The organism is Kitasatospora sp. NPDC093558, from assembly GCF_040683475.1.
In the GTDB taxonomy this organism is placed as follows: domain Bacteria; phylum Actinomycetota; class Actinomycetes; order Streptomycetales; family Streptomycetaceae; genus Kitasatospora.
The window spans coordinates 1-22,876 of record NZ_JBFBDY010000067.1; the positions used below are offsets into that span (position 1 = coordinate 1).

Annotated in this window: 19 protein-coding genes; 1 reads left to right on the plus strand and 18 read right to left on the minus strand. The window is 70.9% G+C overall.

Annotated elements, in window-relative coordinates:
- Positions 1-262: 262 nt before the first annotated feature.
- Positions 263-643 carry a VOC family protein gene (locus AB0O00_RS10115; protein ID WP_363650061.1) on the plus strand — a complete coding sequence of 127 codons (381 nt, stop codon included), beginning with the start codon at positions 263-265 and terminating at the stop codon, positions 641-643.
- A gap of 73 nt (positions 644-716) precedes the next feature.
- Here the strand turns inward: AB0O00_RS10115 and AB0O00_RS10120 are convergent, their stop codons facing one another.
- From AB0O00_RS10120 to AB0O00_RS10205, 18 genes are all read right to left on the minus strand, one after another.
- The gene (locus tag AB0O00_RS10120; protein ID WP_363650063.1) at positions 717-1,769 is read right to left on the minus strand and encodes a 2-oxoacid:ferredoxin oxidoreductase subunit beta; all 1,053 of its coding nucleotides are present in this window, start codon (positions 1,767-1,769) and stop codon (positions 717-719) included.
- Positions 1,766-3,760 (minus strand): 2-oxoacid:acceptor oxidoreductase subunit alpha, encoded by a 1,995-nt coding sequence (locus AB0O00_RS10125; protein ID WP_363650065.1) that lies wholly within the window; start codon positions 3,758-3,760, stop codon positions 1,766-1,768. The genes AB0O00_RS10120 and AB0O00_RS10125 overlap by 4 nt, the downstream gene beginning before the upstream one ends.
- Positions 3,761-3,953: 193 nt before the next feature.
- Entirely contained in the window at positions 3,954-4,616 is a 663-nt protein-coding gene (locus tag AB0O00_RS10130; RefSeq protein WP_363650067.1) for a response regulator transcription factor, read from the minus strand.
- A 170-nt stretch (positions 4,617-4,786) separates the two neighbouring features.
- On the minus strand, positions 4,787-5,797 hold the full coding sequence (locus tag AB0O00_RS10135; RefSeq protein ID WP_363650069.1) for a polyprenyl synthetase family protein: 1,011 nt from the start codon (positions 5,795-5,797) through the stop codon (positions 4,787-4,789).
- Between the two features lie 286 nt (positions 5,798-6,083).
- Positions 6,084-7,706, minus strand: coding sequence for an NADH-quinone oxidoreductase subunit NuoN (gene nuoN, locus AB0O00_RS10140; RefSeq protein WP_363650088.1), 1,623 nt, complete (start codon positions 7,704-7,706; stop codon positions 6,084-6,086).
- An 11-nt stretch (positions 7,707-7,717) separates the two neighbouring features.
- Positions 7,718-9,337 carry an NADH-quinone oxidoreductase subunit M gene (locus AB0O00_RS10145; RefSeq protein ID WP_363650071.1) on the minus strand — a complete coding sequence of 540 codons (1,620 nt, stop codon included), beginning with the start codon at positions 9,335-9,337 and terminating at the stop codon, positions 7,718-7,720.
- A 37-nt stretch (positions 9,338-9,374) separates the two neighbouring features.
- Positions 9,375-11,270, minus strand: a complete 1,896-nt coding sequence (gene nuoL, locus AB0O00_RS10150) for an NADH-quinone oxidoreductase subunit L (protein WP_363650073.1) — start codon at positions 11,268-11,270, stop codon at positions 9,375-9,377.
- A gap of 13 nt (positions 11,271-11,283) precedes the next feature.
- Positions 11,284-11,583 (minus strand): NADH-quinone oxidoreductase subunit NuoK, encoded by a 300-nt coding sequence (nuoK, locus tag AB0O00_RS10155; protein WP_195911268.1) that lies wholly within the window; start codon positions 11,581-11,583, stop codon positions 11,284-11,286.
- Positions 11,580-12,464 carry an NADH-quinone oxidoreductase subunit J gene (locus AB0O00_RS10160; RefSeq protein WP_363650075.1) on the minus strand — a complete coding sequence of 295 codons (885 nt, stop codon included), beginning with the start codon at positions 12,462-12,464 and terminating at the stop codon, positions 11,580-11,582. Before AB0O00_RS10160 ends, nuoK begins: the two co-directional genes overlap by 4 nt.
- Positions 12,461-13,063 carry an NADH-quinone oxidoreductase subunit NuoI gene (nuoI, locus tag AB0O00_RS10165; RefSeq protein ID WP_359962611.1) on the minus strand — a complete coding sequence of 201 codons (603 nt, stop codon included), beginning with the start codon at positions 13,061-13,063 and terminating at the stop codon, positions 12,461-12,463. Before nuoI ends, AB0O00_RS10160 begins: the two co-directional genes overlap by 4 nt.
- Positions 13,064-13,069: 6 nt before the next feature.
- Positions 13,070-14,401 carry an NADH-quinone oxidoreductase subunit NuoH gene (nuoH, locus tag AB0O00_RS10170; RefSeq protein WP_363650077.1) on the minus strand — a complete coding sequence of 444 codons (1,332 nt, stop codon included), beginning with the start codon at positions 14,399-14,401 and terminating at the stop codon, positions 13,070-13,072.
- Positions 14,398-16,899, minus strand: coding sequence for an NADH-quinone oxidoreductase subunit G (locus AB0O00_RS10175; protein ID WP_363650079.1), 2,502 nt, complete (start codon positions 16,897-16,899; stop codon positions 14,398-14,400). The genes nuoH and AB0O00_RS10175 overlap by 4 nt, the downstream gene beginning before the upstream one ends.
- Positions 16,896-18,257, minus strand: coding sequence for an NADH-quinone oxidoreductase subunit NuoF (gene nuoF / locus AB0O00_RS10180; RefSeq protein ID WP_363650081.1), 1,362 nt, complete (start codon positions 18,255-18,257; stop codon positions 16,896-16,898). Before nuoF ends, AB0O00_RS10175 begins: the two co-directional genes overlap by 4 nt.
- Entirely contained in the window at positions 18,257-19,132 is an 876-nt protein-coding gene (gene nuoE / locus AB0O00_RS10185) for an NADH-quinone oxidoreductase subunit NuoE (RefSeq protein ID WP_363650083.1), read from the minus strand. Before nuoE ends, nuoF begins: the two co-directional genes overlap by 1 nt.
- Positions 19,129-20,550, minus strand: a complete 1,422-nt coding sequence (locus AB0O00_RS10190) for an NADH-quinone oxidoreductase subunit D (RefSeq protein ID WP_363650085.1) — start codon at positions 20,548-20,550, stop codon at positions 19,129-19,131. Before AB0O00_RS10190 ends, nuoE begins: the two co-directional genes overlap by 4 nt.
- Positions 20,550-21,263 carry an NADH-quinone oxidoreductase subunit C gene (locus AB0O00_RS10195; RefSeq protein WP_363650086.1) on the minus strand — a complete coding sequence of 238 codons (714 nt, stop codon included), beginning with the start codon at positions 21,261-21,263 and terminating at the stop codon, positions 20,550-20,552. The genes AB0O00_RS10190 and AB0O00_RS10195 overlap by 1 nt, the downstream gene beginning before the upstream one ends.
- Complete coding sequence (locus tag AB0O00_RS10200; RefSeq protein WP_196952813.1) at positions 21,260-21,814, minus strand: NADH-quinone oxidoreductase subunit B; 555 nt, start codon at positions 21,812-21,814, stop codon at positions 21,260-21,262. Before AB0O00_RS10200 ends, AB0O00_RS10195 begins: the two co-directional genes overlap by 4 nt.
- A 241-nt stretch (positions 21,815-22,055) precedes the next feature.
- Positions 22,056-22,415, minus strand: coding sequence for an NADH-quinone oxidoreductase subunit A (locus AB0O00_RS10205; protein ID WP_188306789.1), 360 nt, complete (start codon positions 22,413-22,415; stop codon positions 22,056-22,058).
- Positions 22,416-22,876: the final 461 nt, after the last annotated feature.

The following is a 22,876-nucleotide window of genomic DNA, read 5'->3' on the forward strand; positions in this document are numbered from 1 at the left end:
CCCCGCACCACCCGCCCGCCAACCTGCCGATGCAGGGCCCGGGGGTCGACGCGACCTCCGACGGCGGCATCCCCTGCGTCTACTGACGCACCGCCACCCACCGCGCCGAAGGCGGGGCTCCCACCCGGGAGTCCCGCCTTCGGGCTTTCCGGCCCCCTTGGAAGTACCTCGTGGAAGTACCCCTTGGAACTTACTCCGTACTATGTATAGTGTACTGCGTACGGGATAACCGTGCGCCCGTTCCGAGGAGAGGTCCACCGCCGTGCAGATCACCGACTCCGTCGTCTCCCTGACCGTCCCGGACGTCTCCGCGTCCGCCGCCTTCCTCCGGCAGCACTTCGCCTACACCGAGCTGATGTCCGCCGACGGGTTCGTCTCGCTCGGCCACCCCGGCGGGGGCGTCAACGTGGTGTTCCTCCGGCGCGGCATCGACGTCCTGCCGGAGAGCTACCGCGACGACACCGCGGCCGGCGTCATCCTCGCGTTCACCGTCACCGACGCCGCCGCCGAGCAGGAGCGGCTCCGCGGCGAGGGCGTGAAGATCACCATGGAGCTGCGCCAGGAGCCGTGGGGCGAGAAGCTGTTCCAGGTCGCCGACCCGAACGGGGTCATGATCGAGATCGTGGAGTGGGACCGCCAGTAAGGCGGCGGGCCCACACGACGGCGCCCCCTCGGCCGGCCTGGCCGAGGGAGCGCCGTCACACGCGCGGAACGCGTCAGCCGACCGTCCACGTGTCGTTGCCCGCGAGCAGCGTCGCGAGGTCGCCGGGGCCGCGGTGCGCCACCGCCGTCGCCAGCTGGCTCTCCATCAACTCGTCGTACACCGGCCGCCGCACGTCCCGCAGCACCCCGATCGGCGTGTGGTGCAGCGTGTCCGCGTCGGCGATCCGCGACAGCGCGAACGCCGCCGCCGGACTGTCCGCGTGCGCGTCGTGCACGATCAGCGAACCCTCGGTCGAAGGCGTCACCGCCGCCGTGAACAGCTCGCCGTCCGCCCCGCGGAACACGCCCTGGCCGCCGTCCGCCCCGAAACGCACCGGAGCGCCGTGCTCCAGCCGGATCAGCGCCTCGTCCCGCGTGCCCGGCTCCTTCAGCACCTCGAACGCGCCGTCGTTGAAGATGTTGCAGTTCTGGTAGATCTCCACCAGCGCCGTGCCCTCGTGCTGCGCCGCCGCCCGCAGCACCGACTGCAGGTGCTGGCGGTCGGAGTCGATCGTCCGCGCGACGAACGAGGCCTCCGCGCCGATCGCCAGCGACAGCGGGTTGAACGGCGCGTCCAGCGAACCCATCGGCGTCGACTTGGTGATCTTGCCGAGCTCGCTGGTCGGCGAGTACTGGCCCTTGGTCAGGCCGTAGATCCGGTTGTTGAACAGCAGGATCTTCAGATTGACGTTCCGGCGCAGCGCGTGGATCAGGTGATTGCCGCCGATCGACAGCGCGTCGCCGTCACCCGTCACCACCCACACGCTCAAGTCCCGCCGCGAGGACGCCAGACCCGTCGCAATCGCCGGCGCCCGCCCGTGGATCGAGTGCACCCCGTAGGTGTTCATGTAGTACGGGAACCGCGACGAACAGCCGATGCCCGAGACGAAGACGGTGTTCTCCCGCCTGATCCCGAGCTCCGGCATGAACGACTGCACCGCCGCCAGGATCGCGTAGTCCCCGCAGCCCGGGCACCAGCGCACTTCCTGGTCGGTCTTGAACTCCTTGGCGCTCTGCGGCGCGTCCGCCTTCGGCACCAGACGAAGGGAGGGGAACTGGTCGCTCATCGGTGGTCCTCCTCGTCCAGGGTGCCGATCGCCGCCCACAGCACGTCCGCCAGCTGCGCCGCCTTGAACGGCAGCCCGCGCACCTGGTTGTAGGACTCCGCGTCCACCAGGTACTTGGCGCGCAGCAGCAGCGCCAGCTGGCCGAGGTTCATCTCCGGGACGATGACCTTGTCGTAACTGCGCAGCACCGTGCCCAGGTTGGCCGGGAACGGGTTCAGGTGGCGCAGGTGCGCCTGGGCGATCTCGCCGCCGTCGGCCCGCACCCGGCGCACCGCCGCCGTGATCGGCCCGTACGTCGAGCCCCAGCCGAGGACCAGCACCCGGGCCTCGCCGCTCGGGTCGTCCACCTCGGCCGGCGGCACCGCGATGCCGTCCACCTTGGCCTGCCGGGTGCGGACCATGAAGTCGTGGTTGGCCGGGTCGTAGGAGATGTTGCCGGTGCCGTCCTGCTTCTCGATGCCGCCGATGCGGTGCTCCAGGCCGGGGGTGCCGGGCAGCGCCCACGGGCGGGCGAGCGTCTTCGGATCCCGCTGGTAGGGCCAGAAGGCGCCGTCCTCGCGGTTCGGCCCGGTCGCGAAGTCCGGGTCGACCGCCGGGAGTTCGTCCACCTCGGGGATCCGCCACGGCTCCGAGCCGTTGGCCAGGTAGCCGTCCGAGAGCAGGAACACCGGGGTGCGGTAGGTGACGGCGATCCGGGCCGCCTCCAGCGCCGCGTCGAAGCACTCGGCGGGCGTGGCCGGGGCGACGATCGGCACCGGGGCCTCGCCGTTGCGCCCGAACATCGCCTGGAGGAGGTCCGCCTGCTCGGTCTTGGTCGGCAGGCCGGTGGACGGGCCGCCGCGCTGGATGTCCACGACCAGCAGCGGCAGTTCGAGCGAGACGGCCAGGCCGATCGTCTCGCTCTTGAGCGCGATGCCCGGGCCCGAGGTCGTCGTCACGCCGAGCGCGCCGCCGAAGGCCGCGCCGAGCGCCGCGCCGATACCGGCGATCTCGTCCTCGGCCTGGAACGTCCGCACGCCGAAGTTCTTGTGCTTGCTGAGCTCGTGCAGGATGTCCGAGGCCGGGGTGATCGGGTACGAGCCGAGGTACAGCGGCAGCCCGGAGCGCCGGGCCGCGGCGATCAGGCCGTAGGACAGCGCCAGGTTCCCGGAGATGTTGCGGTAGCGGCCGGGCGGCAGCTTCGCCGGCGCCACCTCGTAGGAGGTCGCGAAGGACTCCGTCGTCTCACCGAAGTTCCAACCCGCCCGGAACGCGCTGATGTTGGCCTCGGCGATCTGCGGCTTCTTCGCGAACTTGCTGCGCAGGAACGTCTCGGTGCCGCCGGTGGGCCGGTGGTACATCCAGGACAGCAGGCCGAGGGCGAACATGTTCTTCGCGCGCTCGGCGTCCTTGCGGGCCAGGCCGCTGTCCTTGAGCGCCTCCAGCGTCAGCGACGTCAGCGGCACCTTGTGCAGGTGGTAGGCCTCCAGCGAGCCGTCGCCGAGCGGATCCGCGGCGTAGCCGACCTTGGCGAGGGCGCGCTTGGTGAACTCGTCGGTGTTGACGATGATCTCGGCGCCGCGCGGCAGGTCCGCCAGGTTCGCCTTGAGGGCGGCCGGGTTCATCGCGACCAGGACGTTCGGGGCGTCGCCCGGGGTCAGGATGTCGTGGTCGGCGAAGTGCAGCTGGAAGGACGAGACGCCCGGCAGGGTGCCGGCGGGGGCCCGGATCTCGGCGGGGAAGTTCGGCAGGGTGGAGAGGTCGTTGCCGAAGGACGCCGTCTCGGAGGTGAACCGGTCACCGGTCAGCTGCATCCCGTCGCCGGAGTCGCCGGCGAACCGGATGATCACCCGGTCCAGGCGGCGGACCGGCTTGCCGTGTCTGCCCTGCGCACTGGCCGGCACGGCCGCGCCGGGGCGGCCGTCACCGGGGCGGCCGTCACCGGGACCCGAGCGGTTCTCGTCGCCGTCCGAGCCGTCCACTGCCTCTGACTGATCGACCTGACTGGTCACTGCCGCGGACCTCCTCGTGGGCACGCCACCGCGGGCGTGACCCTGTGCCCCGTCCGCCTGGTGCACCTCTGGCATCCTATGCGCGCTCACACGGCCGGGACCGGAACTCCCGCGTGCGGCGGGAAATGACCGGTGGACGCCCACAGCAGCGTCAACGCTCGACGGCCGGAGATCATTCCGGCCGCGCGCCCGGTCAGGAGTTGATGTAGGTGAGCACGGCGAGCACCCGGCGGTGGTCCTCGGGGCTCTGGGCCAGGCCGAGCTTGAGGAAGATGTTGCTGACGTGCTTCTCGACCGCGCCGTCGGAGACCACGAGCTGGCGCGCGACCGCCGCGTTGGTGCGGCCCTCGGCCATCAGGCCGAGCACCTCGCGCTCGCGCGGGGTCAGGTTGGCCAGGACGTCGCCCTTGCGGCTGCGGCTGAGCAGCTGCTGCACGACCTCCGGGTCGAGCGCGGTGCCGCCCTCGGCGACCCGCAGCACCGCGTCGGCGAACTCGCGCACCTCGGCGACGCGGTCCTTCAGCAGGTAGCCGACGCCCCGGGTGGATCCGGCCAGGAGTTCGGAGGCGTAGCGCTCCTCCACGAACTGCGACAGGACCAGCACGCCCAGTTGCGGGTAGCGCGCGCGCAGCTCGACGCAGGCGCGCAGGCCCTCGTCGGTGTGCGAGGGCGGCATCCGCACGTCGGAGACGACGACGTCGGGCAGGTCGCCGGCGGCGGCGAGGTCGTGGACGGTCTTCAGCAGGGCGTCGCCGTCCCCGACCCCCGCGACGACCTCCAGGCCGCGGTCGGTGAGCAGCCGGGTCAGGCCCTCCCGCAGCAGTACGGAGTCCTCGGCGATGACGACGCGGCGCATGGCGACCTTCCCGGCAGGGGTGAGCTGACGGGGCCAGTCTTCCCTATCGGGGCGCCGGCGCGCCGGGGGTTGCCCGCCCAGGACCGGCCCACGGACCGGTCCACGGACCGACCGACAGCCCGATCGGCGGCCCGGGCCCGCGGCCGGGCGCACGGCCCGGCCGGGGAGCGTCACATGGTGCGGATGGCCACCGAGTCGCAGAGGGCTTCGAGGGCGTCCTTGGCCGCGCAGCGCGGCAGCGGGGCGAGCAGGGCGCGGGCCTCCTCCGCCTGGCGCAGGGTCTCGCGGCGGGCGAGCTCCAGCGCCGGGTGGCGGCGCAGCAGGCGCAGCGCCTCGGCGTGCAGGTCGTCGTCGGCGAGGTCCTGGGCGAGCAGTTCGCGCAGCCGGGTGTCCTCGGGGTCGGCGGGGTCGGCGGGCATGCCCTGGAGGAGCAGGGTCGGCAGGGTCGGCACGCCCTCGCGCAGGTCGGTGCCGGGGGTCTTGCCGGACTCGTGGCCGTCGCTGGCGATGTCGAGGACGTCGTCGGCGAGCTGGAAGGCGATGCCGATGCGCTCGCCGAACTCGCTGAGGATGTCGACCACGCGCGCCTCGGCGCCGGCCATCAGCGCTCCTATCTTGCAGGAGGCGGCGATCAGCGATCCGGTCTTGCCGGCGAGCACGGCCAGGTAGTGGGCGAGCTGGTCGCCATCGGGACCGGGACCGCGGGTCTCCAGGATCTGGCCGGTCACCAGGCGCTCGAAGGCGTCGGCCTGCAGCCGGACGGCCTCGGGGCCGAGGTCGGCGAGCACCTGGGAGGCGCGGGAGAAGAGGAAGTCGCCGGTGAGGATGGCCACCGAGTTGTCCCAGCGGGAGTTGGCGCTGGGGGCGCCGCGGCGCACCGGGGCCTCGTCCATGACGTCGTCGTGGTAGAGCGTGGCCAGGTGGGTGAGCTCGACGACGACCGCGGCCGGCACGACGCCGGGCGCGCCGGGGTCGCCGAACTGGGCGGACAGCAGCAGGAGCAGCGGGCGAAAGCGCTTGCCGCCGGCCTCGATCAGGTGGCTGGCGGTGACGGTGATGAACGGGACGTCGCTCTTGACGGCCTCGGCCAGCGCCGCCTCCACCGCGTCCAGTCCGGCCTGGACGTCCCGGGTCAGGTCGCGGTCCTGCACGCTGAGCCCGAAGGGTCCCACGACGGTCACGAAGACCACTCCTCTGTCCCTGGTCGATCTGGCGGCCCGGTCCCTGAGTGCCGCCGCTGGCCATAAGGCAGGGTATCCGGTCACGAGTGGATCACTGCACGGGCGTGCGGATCCTGTCATGATCGGGCCGGAGTCCCAGGTCAGGGCGGCTGCGGAAGCACTCGGGCGCCGGATGTCAATGCGGCTGGAAATAAAGGCCGCTGCGCCATCGGGCCGATGGGGGGAATACCGCGTCCGGGCCGCTCCCCTCGGGGGGCGGCCCGGACGCTGCGGGGGTGTCCTGGATTCAGCGGACGAAGAGCGCGGCCTTCGAGGCGAGGTCCAGGAAGTACTGCGGCAGCAGCCCGAGGGTGAGGGTGACGAGCACCCCGATGCCGATCGCGGTCGCCGTGAAGGCGCTCGGGATGGCGACGGTCGGGCCGCCGGGCTGCGGGTCGGAGAAGAACATCAGGACGATGACCCGGATGTAGAAGAACGCGGCCACCGCCGAGCTCAGCACACCGACGATGACCAGCGGCGTCGCGCCGCCGGCCGCCGCGGCCTGGAACACCGCGAACTTCCCGGTGAACCCGGAGGTCAGCGGGATGCCGGCGAAGGCCAGCAGGAACAGCGCGAACACCGCCGCGACCAGCGGGGAGCGCCGGCCGAGGCCGGCCCAGCTGGACAGGTGGGTCGCCTCGCCCTTGGAGTCGCGCACGAGGGTGACGACCGCGAACGCGCCGAGCGTCACGAAGGAGTACGCGAGCAGGTAGAACAGCACCGAGCCGAGGCCCTGCTTGTTGGTGGCGATGACGCCGGTGAGGATGAACCCGGCGTGCGCGATCGAGGAGTAGGCGAGCAGGCGCTTGACGTCCTGCTGCGTGACCGCGAGCACCGCGCCGACCACCATGGTGAGGATCGCGACGCCCCACAGCACCGGCCGCCAGTCCAGCCGCAGTCCGGGGAAGGCGACGTAGAACAGGCGCAGGAACGCGCCGAAGGCCGCGACCTTCGTGGCGGCCGCCATGAACCCGGTGACGGGGGTCGGCGCGCCCTGGTACACGTCCGGGGTCCAGGCGTGGAACGGCACCGCGCCGACCTTGAAGAGCAGGCCGACGGCGAGCATCGCGAGGCCGATGAGCAGCAGCGCGTCGGTGCGGGTGCTGCTGAGCAGCGCCGGGTTGGTCATGGCCTTGCCGGAGATGACGTCGGCGATGTCGCCGAGCTTCACGCTGCCCGCGTAGCCGTACAGCAGGGCGGTGCCGAACAGGAAGAACGCCGAGGCGAAGGCGCCGAGCAGGAAGTACTTGACGGCCGCTTCCTGGGAGAGCAGCCGGCGGCGCCGGGCCAGCGCGCACAGCAGGTACAGCGGCAGCGAGAAGACCTCCAGCGCGACGAACATCGTCAGCAGGTCGTTGGCGGCCGGGAAGAGCAGCATGCCGCCGACGGCGAACAGGGTCAGCGGGAACACCTCGCTGGTGGCGAAGCCGGCCCGGACCGCGGCCCGCTCCTGCTCGCCGCCGGGGGTGGCGGCGGCCTGCGCGGCGAACGCGTCGGCCGGCTGCCCGCCGGCCTTGGGCTCCAGGCGCCGCTCGGCGTACGTCAGCACGGCGACGGCGGCGACCAGGACGATCACGCCCTGGAGGAACAGCGCGGGGCCGTCCATCGCCACCGACTCCATGGCGAGCAGGTCCATCCTGGTGGTGCCGTGGCCCTGGGCGGCGAGCACCACGATCGCGGTGAACGCGCCGGCGAGGCCGGTCAGGGCGAGGACGACCTGGGTCCAGTGGCGCAAGCGGCGGGGCACGAAGGCCTCGACCAGGACGCCGGCCACGGCGGCGCCGAACACCACCAGCATCGGGGAGAGTTGGCCGTACTCGAGGTGCGGCGCGGGGATGCTCGGGGTGGAGCCGCCGGCGGCGGCGAGCATGCCGGTGGTGCTCACTTCTGCTCACCTCCTGAGGTGGCGGCGACCGGGTGGGCCGGCGCCGGGTCGGTCTCGTGGACCTGCGAGAGCGTCGCGTTCACCGCCGGGTTGACGATGTCGGTCAGCGGCTTGGGGTAGACGCCGAGCAGGATCGTCAGCGCCACCAGCGGGGCGACGACGGCCAGTTCGCGGGCCTTGAGGTCCGGCATGCCGCTGACCTCCGCCTTCACCGGACCGGTCATCGTGCGCTGGTAGAGCAGCAGCGCGTACAGCGCGGCCAGCACGATGCCGAAGGTCGCGACGATGCCGATCGCCGGGTAGCGGGTGAACGTGCCGACCAGGACGAGGAACTCGCTGACGAACGGGGCGAGGCCGGGCAGCGACAGGGTGGCGAGGCCGCCGAGCAGGAACGTCCCGGCGAGCACCGGGGCGACCTTCTGCACGCCGCCGTAGTCGGCGATCAGCCGCGAGCCGCGGCGCGAGATCAGGAAGCCGGCCACCAGCATCCACGCGGCGGTGGAGATGCCGTGGTTCACCATGTAGAGGGTGGCGCCGCTCTGGCCCTGGCTGGTCAGCGCGAAGATGCCCATGATGATGAAGCCGAAGTGCGAGATCGACGCGTAGGCGACCAGGCGCTTGATGTCCTTCTGGCCGACCGCGAGCAGCGCGCCGTAGATGATCCCGATCACCGACAGCACGAGGATCGCCGGGGCGAAGGTCTTCGAGGCGTCGGGGAACAGGCCGAGGCAGAAGCGCAGCATCGCGAAGGTGCCGACCTTGTCGACCACGGCGGTGATCAGCACGGCGGTGCCGGCGGTGGCCTCGCCCATCGCGTTCGGCAGCCAGGTGTGCAGCGGCCACAGCGGGGCCTTCACCGCGAAGGCGAAGAAGAAGCCGAGGAACAGCGCCTTGGAGGCGGTGCCGCTGAACTGCAGCTTGCCGTCGGCGACGGCCGAGGCGAGCGTCGGCAGGTCGAAGGTCGCGAGGCCCTGGTCCTGCGCGATCACGTACAGGCCGATCACGGCGGCGAGCATCACCAGGCCGCCGAGCAGGTTGTACAGCAGGAACTTGACGGCCGCGTAGGAGCGCTGGCGCGCCGAGTCGGGGCCGCCGGCCCGATCGCCGAAGCCGCCGATCAGGAAGTACATCGGGATCAGCATGGCTTCGAAGAACACGTAGAACACGAAGACGTCGGTGGCGTAGAAGGAGACGAGGACCATCGCCTCCACGGCCAGGATCAGGGCGAAGAAGCCCTGGGTGCGGCGGCGGTTCTCGAACGTGCCGTCGGGCCCGGCCGGGGCCGGGTCGGCGTCGTGCCAGGAGGCCAGCATGATCACCGGCACGAGGACGGCGGTCAGCAGGGCCAGCACCGCGCCGATGCCGTCCACGCCGAGCGAGAAGGTGATGCCGAAGGAGCGGATCCAGCTGTGGGACTCGGTCAGCTGGTAGCGGTCGCCGTGCGGGTCGAACCGCACGGCCACCAGGGCGGCCAGGGCCAGCGCGACGGCCGAGGTGCCGAGGGCGACGGCCTTGGTCGTGGTGCGCCGGGCCTCGGTGGACCCGGCGGGCAGCGCGGCGGTCAGCACCGCGCCGGCCGCCGGGACGGCACACGTGGCGGTCAGGAGGACACTCATGCTTCCCCTCCCCCGCGCGTTGTGGAAATCCTGTCCATCACACGGACCTCATCAGGAGAGTCGTGGCGACCAGCACCAGCGTGCCGCCGAACATGGAGAGCGCGTAGGAGCGAACGAAGCCGTTCTGGACCCGCCGCAGCCGCCCGGAGATCCCGCCGATCGTGGCGGCCAGGCCGTTGACGAAGCCGTCCAGGCCGCGGCTGTCGAAGTAGACGAGCGTCGCGGCGAGCGCCGAGCCCGGCCGCACCAGGACGGCGTGGTTGAAGTCGTCCTGGAGCAGGTCCCGGCGGGCGGCCCGGGTGAGCGGGGAGCCGACCGGCGCCACCACGGGGACGGAGCCCCGCCCGTACATCGCGTACGCGAGGCCGACGCCGGCCAGCATGCACGCGGTGGTCAGCAGCGTGACGGTCAGCGGCGCGAGCGGCGAGTTCCCCTCGGCGTGGCCGGTGACCGGCTCCAGCCAGGTGAGGAAGGAGTCGTTCAGCGCGAACAGCCCGCCCGCGAACACCGAGCCGAAGGCCAGCAGCACCATCGGGACCGTCATCGTCTTCGGCGACTCGTGCGGGTGCGGGAGGTTGCCTTCCGCGTCAGGCTGCCAGCGCTTCTCGCCGAAGAACGTCAGCACCATCACGCGCGTCATGTAGAACGCCGTGACGGCCGCGCCGGTCAGCGCGCATAGGCCGAGGATCCAGCCCTCGGTGCCGCCCTTGGCGAACGCCGCCTCGATGATCTTGTCCTTGGAGAAGAAGCCGGACAGCCCGGGGAAGCCGATGATCGCGAGGTAGCCGAGGCCGAAGGTGACGAAGGTGACCGGCATGTACCGGCGCAGGCCGCCGTAGTGGCGCATGTTCACCTCGTCGTCCATGCCGTGCATGACCGACCCGGCGCCGAGGAACAGCCCGGCCTTGAAGAAGCCGTGCGTCACCAGGTGCATGATCGCGAAGGCGTAGCCGATCGGGCCGAGGCCCGCCGCGAGGATCATGTAGCCGATCTGCGACATCGTCGACCCGGCCAGCGCCTTCTTGATGTCGTCCTTCGCGCACCCGACGACCGCACCGAACAGCAGCGTGACCGCGCCGACCACCACCACGGCGGTCTGGGCGTCCGGCGCCAGGTTGAAGATCGCCGCGGACCGGGTGATCAGGTAGACGCCGGCGGTCACCATCGTCGCCGCGTGGATCAGCGCCGACACCGGGGTCGGGCCCTCCATCGCGTCGCCGAGCCAGGACTGCAGCGGCACCTGCGCCGACTTGCCGCAGGCCGCCAGCAGCAGCATCAGGCCGATCGCCGTCAGCTTGCCCTCGCTCGCCCGGCTCACCCCGCCGAACACGGGATCGAACGCGAAGGAGCCGAACTCGACGAACATCAGCATGATCGCGATCGACAGGCCCATGTCGCCGACCCGGTTGACGATGAACGCCTTCTTCGCCGCCGTCGCCGCACTCGGCTTGTGCTGCCAGAACCCGATCAGCAGGTAGGACGCGAGCCCCACGCCCTCCCAACCGAAGTACAGCAGCAGGTAGTTGTCCGCGACCACCAGCAGCAGCATGGCGGCCAGGAACAGGTTCAGATACGCGAAGAAGCGGCGGCGGCGCTCGTCGTGCGCCATGTAGCCGACCGAATAGAGGTGGATGAGCGTGCCGACACCCGTGATCAGCAGCACGAACGTCATCGACAGCTGGTCCAGCCGGAACGAGACGTCCGCCTGGAAGCCGTTCACCGGCACCCAGCTGAACAGGTGCTTCGTCACCGCCCGGTGCTCGCCGTCACGGCCGAGCATGTCCGAGAACAGCGCCAGGCCGAAGCCGAACGAGAGCGCGGCGAGCGCCGTGGCCAGCCAGTGGCCGAACCGGTCCAGCGCCCGCCCGCCGAGCAGCAGCAGGGCTGCGCCGGCCAGCGGGGCAGCCACCAGCAGCGGAATGAGAGAGTTCACCGAGGCCCTCCGCCTACAGCTTCATCAGATTGCTGTCGTCGACCGAAGCGGAGTGCCTGGTCCGGAAGATGGAGACGATGATCGCGAGACCCACCACGACCTCCGCCGCCGCGACCACCATCGTGAAGAACGCGATGATCTGGCCGTCCAGCGTGCCGTGCAGCCGCGAGAACGTCACCAGCGCCAGGTTCGAGGCGTTCAGCATCAGCTCCACGCACATGAACAGCACGATCGCGTTGCGCCGGATCAGCACCCCGGCCGCGCCGATGGTGAACAACAGGGCCGACAGATACAGGTAGTTGACCGGATTCACTCCGCGTCCTCCTCGGCCTCGTGATTCGGCACCGGCTCCAGGGACCTGCGCGGACCGGTCACCGCCGGCCGCTCCGACGGCGCCCGTCCCAGCCAGTCCGCCGTCGTGTTCTCCAGCTCCGCCATCCGGCGCAGCATCTCCTGGCTCACGTCCCGCACCTGCCCGCGCTCGCGCAGCGTCGCCATCACCGAGTCCTCGGCCACCGTGCCGTCCGGCAGCAGCCCCGGCACGTCCACCGCGTTGTGCCGCGCGTACACGCCCGGCGCCGGCAGCGGCGGCACCTGGATGTTGTCCCGCACCCGCTGCGCCGCCAGCTCGCGCTGCGTCTTCGGCGCCTTCACGTGCTCGCGGTGCGTCAGCACCATCGCCCCGACCGCCGCCGTGATCAGCAGCGCGCCGGTGACCTCGAAGGCCCACACGTACTTGGTGAAGATCAGCCGCGCCAGCCCCTGCACGTTGCCCTCGGCGTTCGCGCCCTGCAAGCCCGTGAAGTGGTCCAGCTTCGCGTTCGCGATCCCCGCGACCAGCAGCACCCCGAAGCCCAGCCCGCACAGCACCGCCGCGAACCGCTGGCCCTTCAGCTGCTCCCTCAGGGAGTCCTCGCTCGTGACGCCGACCAGCATCACCACGAACAGGAACAGCATCATGATCGCGCCGGTGTACACCACCACCTGCACCACGCCCAGGAACAGCGCGCCCTGCGCCATGTAACAGACCGCCAGCGCCAGCATCGTCGCCGCCAGGCACAGCGCGCTGTGCACCGCCTTGCGCATCAGCACCATGCCGAGCGCACCGCCGACCGCGATCACCGCCAGCACCCAGAACTGGACGGCCTCACCCGTCGAGGTCCGCCCGGCCGCCTCCGCCAGGAACGTCGTCACGGCCGCACCTCCTTCTCCCGGTCGGTGCGCTCCTGCTGAACCGTCCCCGGCGCCGCCGCCGTGATCTCACCCCGGTAGTACGCGCCCTCGTCGGCGCCCGGGAAGATCGCGTGCGGCGAATCGACCATGCCCTCGGACAGCCCCACCAGCAGCTGCTCCTTGGTGAAGATCAGGTCCTTGCGCGACGAATCCGCCAGCTCGTACTCGTTCGTCATCGTCAGCGCCCGCGTCGGACACGCCTCGATGCACAGCCCGCACAGGATGCAGCGCGCGTAATTGATCTGGTACACCGCGCCGTAGCGCTCACCGGGCGAGTACCGCTCCTCGTCCCGGTTGTCCGCGCCCTCGACGTAGATCGCGTCGGCCGGGCACGCCCACGCGCACAACTCGCAGCCCACGCACTTCTCCAGCCCGTCCGGATGCCGGTTCAGCTGGTGACGGCCGTGGAAGCGCGGCGCCGTCGGCTTCTTCTCCTCCGGATACTGCTCCGTCAGCCGCTTCTTGAACATGGCCCGGAACGTCACGCCGAAACCGGCGGCCGGACCCAGGACCGACGGCCGGTCGGTCCTCTCCGGACGGTCCGTGTGGTCGGACGACATCGCGGATCAGCTCCCCTCGGAATGGTCGGACCCGTTCAGGGCGTCCTGGAGTTGCTTCGGCGCCCGGCTGCGCCGGCGCGGAACGGGCGGCAGCACCTGGCCCGGCAGCGGCGGCACCGGGTACCCGCCCGCCATCGGGTCGAACTCGCCCTCCGGGCGCTCCGGTTCGGGCTCCGGCTCCTTGCGCACGAAGTCCCGCAGCAGCACCAGCAGCAGGATCACGCCCACCGGCGCCCCCACGTACAGCACCACCTCGCCGAAGCCGTACCCCTCGTTGCGCAGCGCCCGCACGCTCGCGATCAGCACCAACCACACCAGCGAGACCGGGATCAGCACCTTCCAGCCCAGCTTCATGAACTGGTCGTAGCGCAACCGCGGCAGCGTGCCGCGCAGCCAGATGAAGAAGAACAGCAGCAACTGGATCTTCAGCGTGATCCACAGCATCGGCCACCAGCCGTGGTTCGCCCCCGCCCAGAACACCGACACCGGCCACGGCGCCCGCCAGCCGCCCAGGAACAGCGTCGACGCCACCGCCGACACCGTCACCATGTTCACGTACTCGGCCAGCATGAACATCGCGAACTTCAGCGACGAGTACTCGGTGTTGAACCCGCCCACCAGCTCGCCCTCGGCCTCCGGCAGGTCGAACGGCGCCCGGTTCGTCTCACCGACCATCGCGACGATGTACACGATGAACGACACCGGCAACAGCGCCGCGAACCACGTCGAATGCTGCTGCGCCACGATCTCCGACGTCGACATCGACCCCGAGTAGATGAACACCGCCGCGAACGACAGGCCCATCGCGATCTCGTAGCTGATCATCTGCGCCGACGAGCGCAGCCCGCCCAGCAGCGGGTACGTCGAACCGGAGGACCAGCCCGCCAGCACGATCCCGTAGATGCCCACCGACGCCGTCGCCAGGATGTACAGCAGCGCCACCGGGAAGTCCGTCAGCTGCAGCGCCGTCCGGGTCCCGAAGACCGACACCTCGTTGTCGGCCGGCCCGAACGGGATCACCGCGAACGCCATGAACGCCGGGATCGCGCACACGATCGGAGCAAGGATGTACACCACCTTGTCCGACCCCTTGACGACGAGGTCCTCCTTCAGTGCCAGCTTCACGCCGTCCGCCAGCGACTGCAGCAGACCCCAGGGACCGTGCCGGTTCGGCCCGATGCGCAACTGCATCCAGGCCACCACCTTGCGCTCCCACACGATGGCGATCAGCACCGTCAACACCAGGAAGCCGAAGCAGAACACCGCCTTCAGCAACACCAGCCACCACGGGTCGTGCCCGAAGAACCGGAGCATCTCGTACGGCTGCGGACTGGTCATCGGTCCTCCCCTTCGGCGCCCGTCCCCGCAGCGGCGGGAACGGCCGGAACGGCCTCGGTCGCGGCGATCGTGACCAGATGGCCGACGGCCGTCCCGAGCGTGCGGTGCGCACCACCCGGAGTCGAGTTCAGCGGGATCCACACCGTGCGGTCCGGCAACGACTCGGTCACCTCAAGCGGCAGCGTCAGCGAACCCGCCGGACCCGTCAGCCGCAGCGCACCGCCCTGCCGCGCACCGACCTCCCGCGCCGTCACCGGCGAGATCCGGGCCACCGCCCGGTGCCGGGTGCCCGCCAGATGCGGATCACCCTCCTGCAACGAACCGTTGTCCAGCAGCTGCCGCCAGCCCGCCAGCACCGCCTGCCCCGTCGCCGGACGCGGCAGCAGACCCGGGTGCGCGGCCGGATCGGCCGCCCGGTCCCCCGCCCACGGCGCGAACCGGTCCAGCTCCAGCCGCGCCGCCCGCACGTCCGGCAGACCCAGCCGGTGCCCCAGCGCATCCGCCAGCATGTTCAGCACGCGAAGGTCGGAATGGAGATGGCGACCCATCAACTGGTCCGCCTTGAGCGCGGTTTCGAACATCCGCACCCGACCCTCCCAGTCCAGGAACGTGCCCGCCTTCTCCGCCACCGCCGCCACCGGCAACACCACGTCCGCGCGCGCCGTCACCGCCGACGGACGCAACTCCAGCGACACCACGAACCGCACCGCCGCCAACGCCTCGTCCGCCAGCACCGGATCCGCCAGATCATCCGGATCCACCCCGCCGACCAGCAGCGCGTCCAGCTCACCGCGCGCCGCCGCCGCCAGGATCTGGTCCGTGTCCCGGCCCACCCGCGACGGCAGCTCCGCCACGCCCCACACCGCCGCCGCCTGCGCCCGCGCCGCCGGAGCGGCCACCGGACGCCCACCGGGCAGCAGCCCCGGCAGCGCACCCGCCTCCACCGCACCCCGCTCACCGGCCCGGCGCGGCACCCAGGCGACCCTCGCCCCCGTCGCGTGCGACAACCGCAGCACCGCCGTCAGCGCCCCCGGGATCGCGGCCAGCCGCTCACCCGCCAGGATCACCGCACCCGGCCGGCGCAACAGCTCCGCCGCCTGCCCCGCCTCGTCGCTCAACGGCTCGTCCGCCGCCAACGCCCCGAACCACTCCGGCTCCGTACCCGGCGCCGCCGGCAGCAGCGCACCGCGCAGCTTCGCCAGACCCCGCGACGCGAACGCCGCCACCGCATACACCTTCAGGCCCCTGGCGCGACTCGCCTTCCGCAACCGCAGGAAGACGATCGGCGACTCCTCCTCCGGCTCCAGACCCGCCAGCAGCACCGCCGGCGCCTGCTCCAGCTGCTCGTAGGTGACGCCCCCGCCGTCCACGTCCACACCGCGCCCCGCGACGGCCGCGGCCAGGAAGTCCGCCTCCTCACCGCTGTGCGCACGCACCCGGAAGTCCACGTCGTTCGTGCCCAGCACCACCCGCGCGAACTTCGCGTACCCGTACGCGTCCTCCACCGTCACCCGGCCACCGGCCAGCACACCCGCCCGCGCACCGCGCAGACCCTCGGCCGCCCGGGCCAACGCCTCCGGCCACGAGGCCGCCACCAGCTCGCCGTCCACCCGCACCAGCGGAGTCGACAACCGGTCCCGCTGCTGCGCGTAACGGAACGCGAACCGGCCCTTGTCGCAGTTCCACTCCTCGTTCACCGCCGGGTCCTCACCCGCCAGCCGGCGCAACACCTTGCCCCGACGGTGATCCGTACGCTGCGCGCACCCCGCCGAACAGTGCTCGCACACACTCGGCGACGACACCAGGTCGAACGGACGCGAGCGGAAACGATAAGCCGCCGACGTCAGCGCCCCGACCGGGCAGATCTGGATCGTGTTCCCCGAGAAGTACGACTCGAAATCGTCCCCCTGCCCCGTCCCCACCTGCTGCAACGCACCGCGCTCCACCAGATCGATGAACGGATCCCCCGCGATCTGCTGCGAGAACCGCGTGCACCGCGCGCACAGGACGCAACGCTCCCGGTCCAGCAGCACCTGGCTGCTGATCGGCAGCGGCTTGGCGTAAGTCCGCTTCATCCCGTCGAAGCGCGAGTCCGCCGCGCCACTGGACATCGCCTGGTTCTGCAACGGGCACTCACCGCCCTTGTCACACACCGGGCAGTCCAGCGGGTGGTTGATCAGCAACAGCTCCATCACACCGCGCTGCGCCTTCTCCGCCACCGGCGAACTCAGCTGCGTGCGCACCACCATGCCCTCGGCCACCGGGATCGTGCAGGACGCCACCGGCTTGCGCTGGCCCTCGATCTCCACGATGCACTGCCGGCACGCGCCGGCCGGATCCAGCAGCGGATGGTCGCAGAAGCGCGGGATCTGGGTGCCGATCGCCTCGGCGGCCCGGATCACCAACGTCCCCTTGGGGACCTGCACTTCGACGCCGTCGATGGTGAGCGTGACCAGTTCGACCGCGGTCCCGGAGGCGTTTGGCTCTGTGATCGTCACGCGTGCACCTCCCTCTCGGTGGCGGACTGGTGGCCGGGGCGGGACCCGTCGGCCCAGACGGTGGACGCGGCCGGGTCGAACGGGCAGCGGCGCTCGGCCAGGTGCTGCTCGTACTCGGCCCGGAAGTGCCGGAGCGAGGACACGATCGGGCTCGCCGCGCCGTCGCCCAGGGCGCAGAACGACTTGCCGTTGATGTTGTCGGCGATGTCGAGGAGCTTGTCCAGATCCCCCTCGACGCCCTCGCCGGCCTCGATCCGCTTGAGCAACTGGACCAGCCAGTAGGTGCCCTCGCGACACGGCGTGCACTTGCCGCACGACTCGTGCGCGTAGAACTCGGTCCAGCGGGTGACGGCCCGCACCACGCAGGTCGTCTCGTCGAACACCTGCAGCGCCTTCGTGCCGAGCATCGACCCGGCCGCGCCGACGCCCTCGTAGTCCAGCGGGACGTCCAGGTGCTCGTCGGTGAACATCGGGGTCGACGAGCCGCCCGGCGTCCAGAACTTCAGCCGGTGCCCCGCGCGGATCCCCCCGCTCAGGTCCAGCAGCTGGCGCAGCGTGACGCCCAGCGGCGCCTCGTACTGGCCCGGGTTGGTCACGTGGCCGGACAGCGAGTAGAGCGTGAAACCCGGGGACTTCTCGGTGCCCAGGCCCTTGAACCACTCCTTGCCCCGGGCCAGGATCGGCGGCACCGAGGCGATCGACTCCACGTTGTTGACCACCGTCGGGCACGCGTACAGGCCCGCGATCGCCGGGAACGGCGGACGCAGGCGCGGCTGGCCGCGGCGGCCCTCCAGCGAATCCAGCAGCGCCGTCTCCTCGCCGCAGATGTAGGCGCCGGCGCCGGCGTGCACGGTGATGTCGAGGTCCACGCCCGAGCCCATGATGTTCCGGCCGAGCAGCCCCGCCTCGTACGCCTCGGCGACTGCGGCGTGCAGGCGCCGCAGCACCGGGACGACCTCTCCGCGCAGGTAGATGAAGGCGTGGTCGCAGCGGATCGCGTAGGACGCGATGATCATGCCCTCGATGAGCGAGTGCGGGTTCGCGAACAGCAGCGGGATGTCCTTGCAGGTGCCCGGCTCGGACTCGTCCGCGTTCACCACCAGGTAGTGCGGCTTGCCGTCGTTCTGCGGGATGAACTGCCACTTCATGCCGGTCGGGAAGCCGGCGCCGCCGCGGCCGCGCAGGCCGGCGTCCTTGACCAGGGCGATCACGTCGTCCGGAGGCATCGCGAGGGCCGCCTTCAGGCCCTCGTAGCCGTGGTGGCGGCGGTAGGTGGCGAGCGTCCACGGGCGGCTGTCGTCCCAGGAGGCCGACAGGACGGGGGTGAGCAGCTTCTCGGCCGGCTCGGCGGAGGTCATCACGCTTCGGTCCCTTCCTGGCCGGGGTCGTTGTGGTCGTGGTCCTGGTGGCCGGTTTCTGCGTTGTTGGTTTCTGCGCGGTCGGGCTCAGCGCGGTCGGTTTCTGTGCGGTCGGTGTCGTGCTGGCCGGTTTCTGGGCGGTCGGGCTCCTCTTGGCGCGGGGAGACCACCCTGGTGCCGCCGCTGCCGGGCAGAGCCTCGCCCCTCGCCAGGCGCAGCCCCACCAGCGACGGCCCGCCGCCCGCACCCGACTCGTCGTTGGCGCCCGGGCGCTCGTCGGGGAAGCCCGCCAGGATGCGGGCCGTCTCCTTGAACCCGCACAGCCGGGCGCCGCGCGTCGGCCGCACCTCCCGGCCCGCGCGCAGGTCGTCCACCAGCCGCCGGGCGCTCTCCGGGGTCTGGTTGTCGAAGAACTCCCAGTTGACCATCACCACGGGGGCGTAGTCGCAGGCCGCGTTGCACTCGATGTGCTCGATCGAGACCTCGCCGTCGGCGGTCGTCTCGTTGTTGCGGATCCCCAGGTGCTCCTGCAGCTCCTCGAAGATCTGGTCTCCGCCGAGCACCGCGCACAGCGTGTTGGTGCACACCCCGACGTGGTACTTCCCGGCCGGGCGCCGCCGGTACATCGTGTAGAACGTGGCGACCGCGGTGACCTCGGCGGTCGTCAGGTCCAGCTGCTCCGCGCAGAACCGGATGCCGGTCGGGCTGACGAAGCCCTCCTCGGCCTGCACCAGGTGCAGCAGCGGCAGCAACGCCGAACGGGCCACCGGGTAGCGGCCGATCAGCTCCGCGGCGTCCGCGGCCAGCCGGGCGCGCACCTCCTCGGGGTACGGCTTCGCCGGCAGCGCCGGCAGTCCGAGCTCGACATTGGTCACCGGTCCACGCCTCCCATCACCGGGTCGATCCCGGCCACCGCGACGATCACGTCGGCGACCTGGCCGCCCTCGCACATCGCCGCCATCGACTGCAGATTGGTGAACGACGGATCCCGGAAGTGGACCCGGTACGGGCGCGTCCCGCCGTCGCTCACCACGTGCACGCCCAGCTCGCCCTTGGGCGACTCGACCGCCGCGTACGCCTGGCCGACCGGGACCCGGAAGCCCTCGGTGACCAGCTTGAAGTGGTGGATCAGGGCCTCCATCGAGGTGCCCATGATCTTGCGGATGTGGTCGAGCGAGTTGCCCATCCCGTCCGGGCCGACCGCCAGTTGGGCCGGCCAGGCGATCTTCTTGTCGGCCACCATGACCGGGCCCGGGCGCAGCCGCTCCAGGCACTGCTCGACGATCCGCAGCGACTGGCGCATCTCCTCCAGGCGGATCAGGAAGCGGCCGTAGGAGTCGGCGGTGTCCGCGACGGCGACCTCGAAGTCGTAGTCCTCGTAGCCGCAGTACGGCTCGGTCTTGCGCAGGTCGTGCGGCAGGCCGGTGGCGCGCAGGATCGGGCCGGTGGCGCCGAGGGCCAGGCAGCCGGCCAGGTCCAGGAAGCCGACGTCCACCAGGCGCGCCTTGAACACCGGGTTGCCGGTGGCGAGTTTGTCGTACTCGTGCATCCGGGAGCGCAGCAGCTTGACCGCCTCGCGGATCTGGTCGACGGCGCCCGGCGGCAGGTCCTGGGCGAGGCCGCCGGGGCGCACGTACGCGTGGTTCATGCGCAGGCCGGTGACCAGCTCGAAGACGTCCAGGATCAGCTCGCGGTCCCGGAAGCCGTAGATCATCAGGGTGGTGGAGCCGATCTCCATGCCGCCGGTGGCCAGGCAGACCAGGTGCGAGGAGATCCGGTTCAACTCCATCATCATCACGCGGATGACGCTCGCCCGGTCCGGGACGTCGGCGGTGATGCCGAGCAGCTTCTCGACCGCGAGGCAGTAGGCGGTCTCGTTGAACAGCGGCGTCAGGTAGTCCATGCGGGTCACGAAGGTGGTGCCCTGGACCCAGCTGCGGACCTCCATGTTCTTCTCGATGCCGGTGTGCAGGTAGCCGATGCCGCAGCGAGCCTCCTTCACCGTCTCGCCGTCGATCTCCAGGATCAGCCGCAGCACGCCGTGGGTGGACGGGTGCTGGGGGCCCATGTTGACGATGATGCGCTCGTCGTCCGCCCGGGCGACCGCCTCGACCACCTCGCCCCAGTCGCCGCCGGTGACGGTGAAGACGCGGCCCTCGGTGGTCTCGCGGGACCCGGCGTGGGTGTCGGCCTGGGCCTCGGCCTGGGCGTCCGTGCGGGGGTCCGTACGAGGGTCCGTACGGGACTCTTCGCGGGCTTCTTCGTGGGCTTCTTCGTAGTGCTGAGTGTTCATCAGCTGTACGACCTCCGCTGGTCGGGTGCCGGGATCTGGGCGCCCTTGTACTCGACGGGGATGCCGCCGAGCGGGTAGTCCTTGCGCTGCGGGTGGCCCAGCCAGTCGTCCGGCATCATGATCCGGGTCAGCGCCGGGTGGCCCTCGAAGACCAGGCCGAAGAAGTCGTAGGCCTCGCGCTCGTGCCAGTCGTTGGTCGGGTAGACGCTCACCACCGACGGGACGCGCGGGTCGGCGTCCGGCGCGGTGACCTCCAGGCGGATCAGGCGGCCGTGGGTGATCGAGCGCAGGTGGTAGACCGCGTGCAGCTCGCGGCCCTTGTCGCCGGGGTAGTGCACGCCGCTCACGCCGAGACACAGCTCGAAGCGCAGCGCCGGGTCGTCGCGCAGCACGCGGACCGTGCGCAGCAGGTGCTCGCGCTCGACGTGGAAGGTCAGCTCGCCGCGGTCGACGACCGTCCGCTCGATCACGTCGGCCGGATCCAGGCCCTGCTCCTCCAGGGCGCCCTCCAGCTCGTCGGCGACCTCGTCGAACCAGCCCCCGTACGGGCGTTCGCTCGGGCCGGGCAACACGACCGGCGCGGCGAGGCCGCCGAAACCGGACGTGTCGCCGCTGCCCTGGGCGCCGAACATGCCCTGGCGGCGGCCGACCACCTCGACCGGGATCTCGCGCACCGGCTGCTCGCGGCGGGTCTCGGGTACCTGGTCGTTCATCGCAGCTGCCCCCTCATCTCGCTGATGGGGGTGGCCTGCAGGGCGAGCGCCTCGCCGAGCTCCTCGGCCCGGCGGCGGTTCACGCCCAGCGGCTCGTGCTGGATCTTGTCGTGCAGCTTCAGGATGGCGTCCATCAGCATCTCCGGGCGGGGCGGGCAGCCGGGCAGGTAGATGTCCACCGGGACGATGTGGTCGACGCCCTGCACGATCGCGTAGTTGTTGAACATCCCGCCGGAGGAGGCGCAGACGCCCATCGAGATGACCCACTTCGGGTTGGCCATCTGGTCGTACACCTGGCGCAGCACCGGGGCCATCTTCTGGCTCACCCGGCCCGCGACGATCATCAGATCGGCCTGCCGGGGGGAGCCGCGGAAGACCTCCATGCCGAACCGGGCCAGGTCGTAGCGGCCGGCGCCGGTGGTCATCATCTCGATCGCGCAGCAGGCCAGGCCGAACGTGGCCGGGAAGAGTGACGCCTTGCGCACCCAGCCGGCGGCCGTCTCCACGGTCGTGAGCAGAAAGCCGCTCGGCAGCTTCTCCTCGATTCCCATCAGATCCCTCTCAATGCCTCAAGTCCGGTGGTTCATCGGCCGGTTCTGGCTTTTTCGTCCGGTCGGGGGCGGCGCGCCCGGGTCGGGTCGGGTGCCCGGGCCGGGTCGGATACCCGGGTCGGGGGCGTTCGCCTGGTCGGCTCGTCCACTCGTTCACTCGTTCACAAGGGGTCGCCGAGGCCGACCCGCGAGCGGGCCTCCGGCGGGTGGACGGACCTCCGACGGGCGGGCGGCCCCGCGCTCAGTCCCACTCCAGGCCGCCGCGCCGCCAGACGTAGGCGTAGGCGACGAAGACCGTGGCGATGAACAGGAGCATCTCGACCAGCCCGAAGATCCCGAGCGAGTCGAACGTCACCGCCCACGGGTAGAGGAAGACGATCTCGATGTCGAAGACGATGAAGAGCATCGCCGTCAGGTAGTACTTGATCGGGAACCGACCGCCGCCCACGGGCTGCGGGGTCGGCTCGATGCCGCACTCGTACGCCTCCAACTTGGCCCGGTTGTAGCGCTTGGGGCCGGTGAGTGAGGCCATCACGACGGAGCCGACCGCGAACGCCGCCGCGATGGCACCGAGTACGAGGATCGGCGCGTAGGCATTCATAGCCCCCGCTCCCTCCGTCCAGTCGTCCTTGACTGCAGATCGGAACCGGCGGGTCACACTGAGGTGAACCCGCGCTCCAGTTCCCGAGATCCACCTCATGTGAGGCAGTTCACAAAGCCTGGAACGAGCGCATCCTATGCCTGTCGGCTTGTGATCTGCGACACGCAGTTCGCCGGGATCTTTGTGATCTACGACACCCTTGAAATGGGGGCGAATGCGAACGTGCCCAGTTTTGTCAACGCAAAGCAGTCAAATGGTCACAACCAGTCGCATTTACCTGTGAAGCGGCAGGTCAGAGCCGTGCTCCTATATCAACTATGCTCCGACAGTGGCAAATTTCCGGGCGTCAGGTTGACGTGTTATAGCGGCTCACTCGCAGGGGTGGCGGGGGGGTGAACGCTTGCTTGACCCTTCGTTCACAAGCGCGCGTTGTCTCCTTGGGCCCTCCCCCTCCCCCCTCC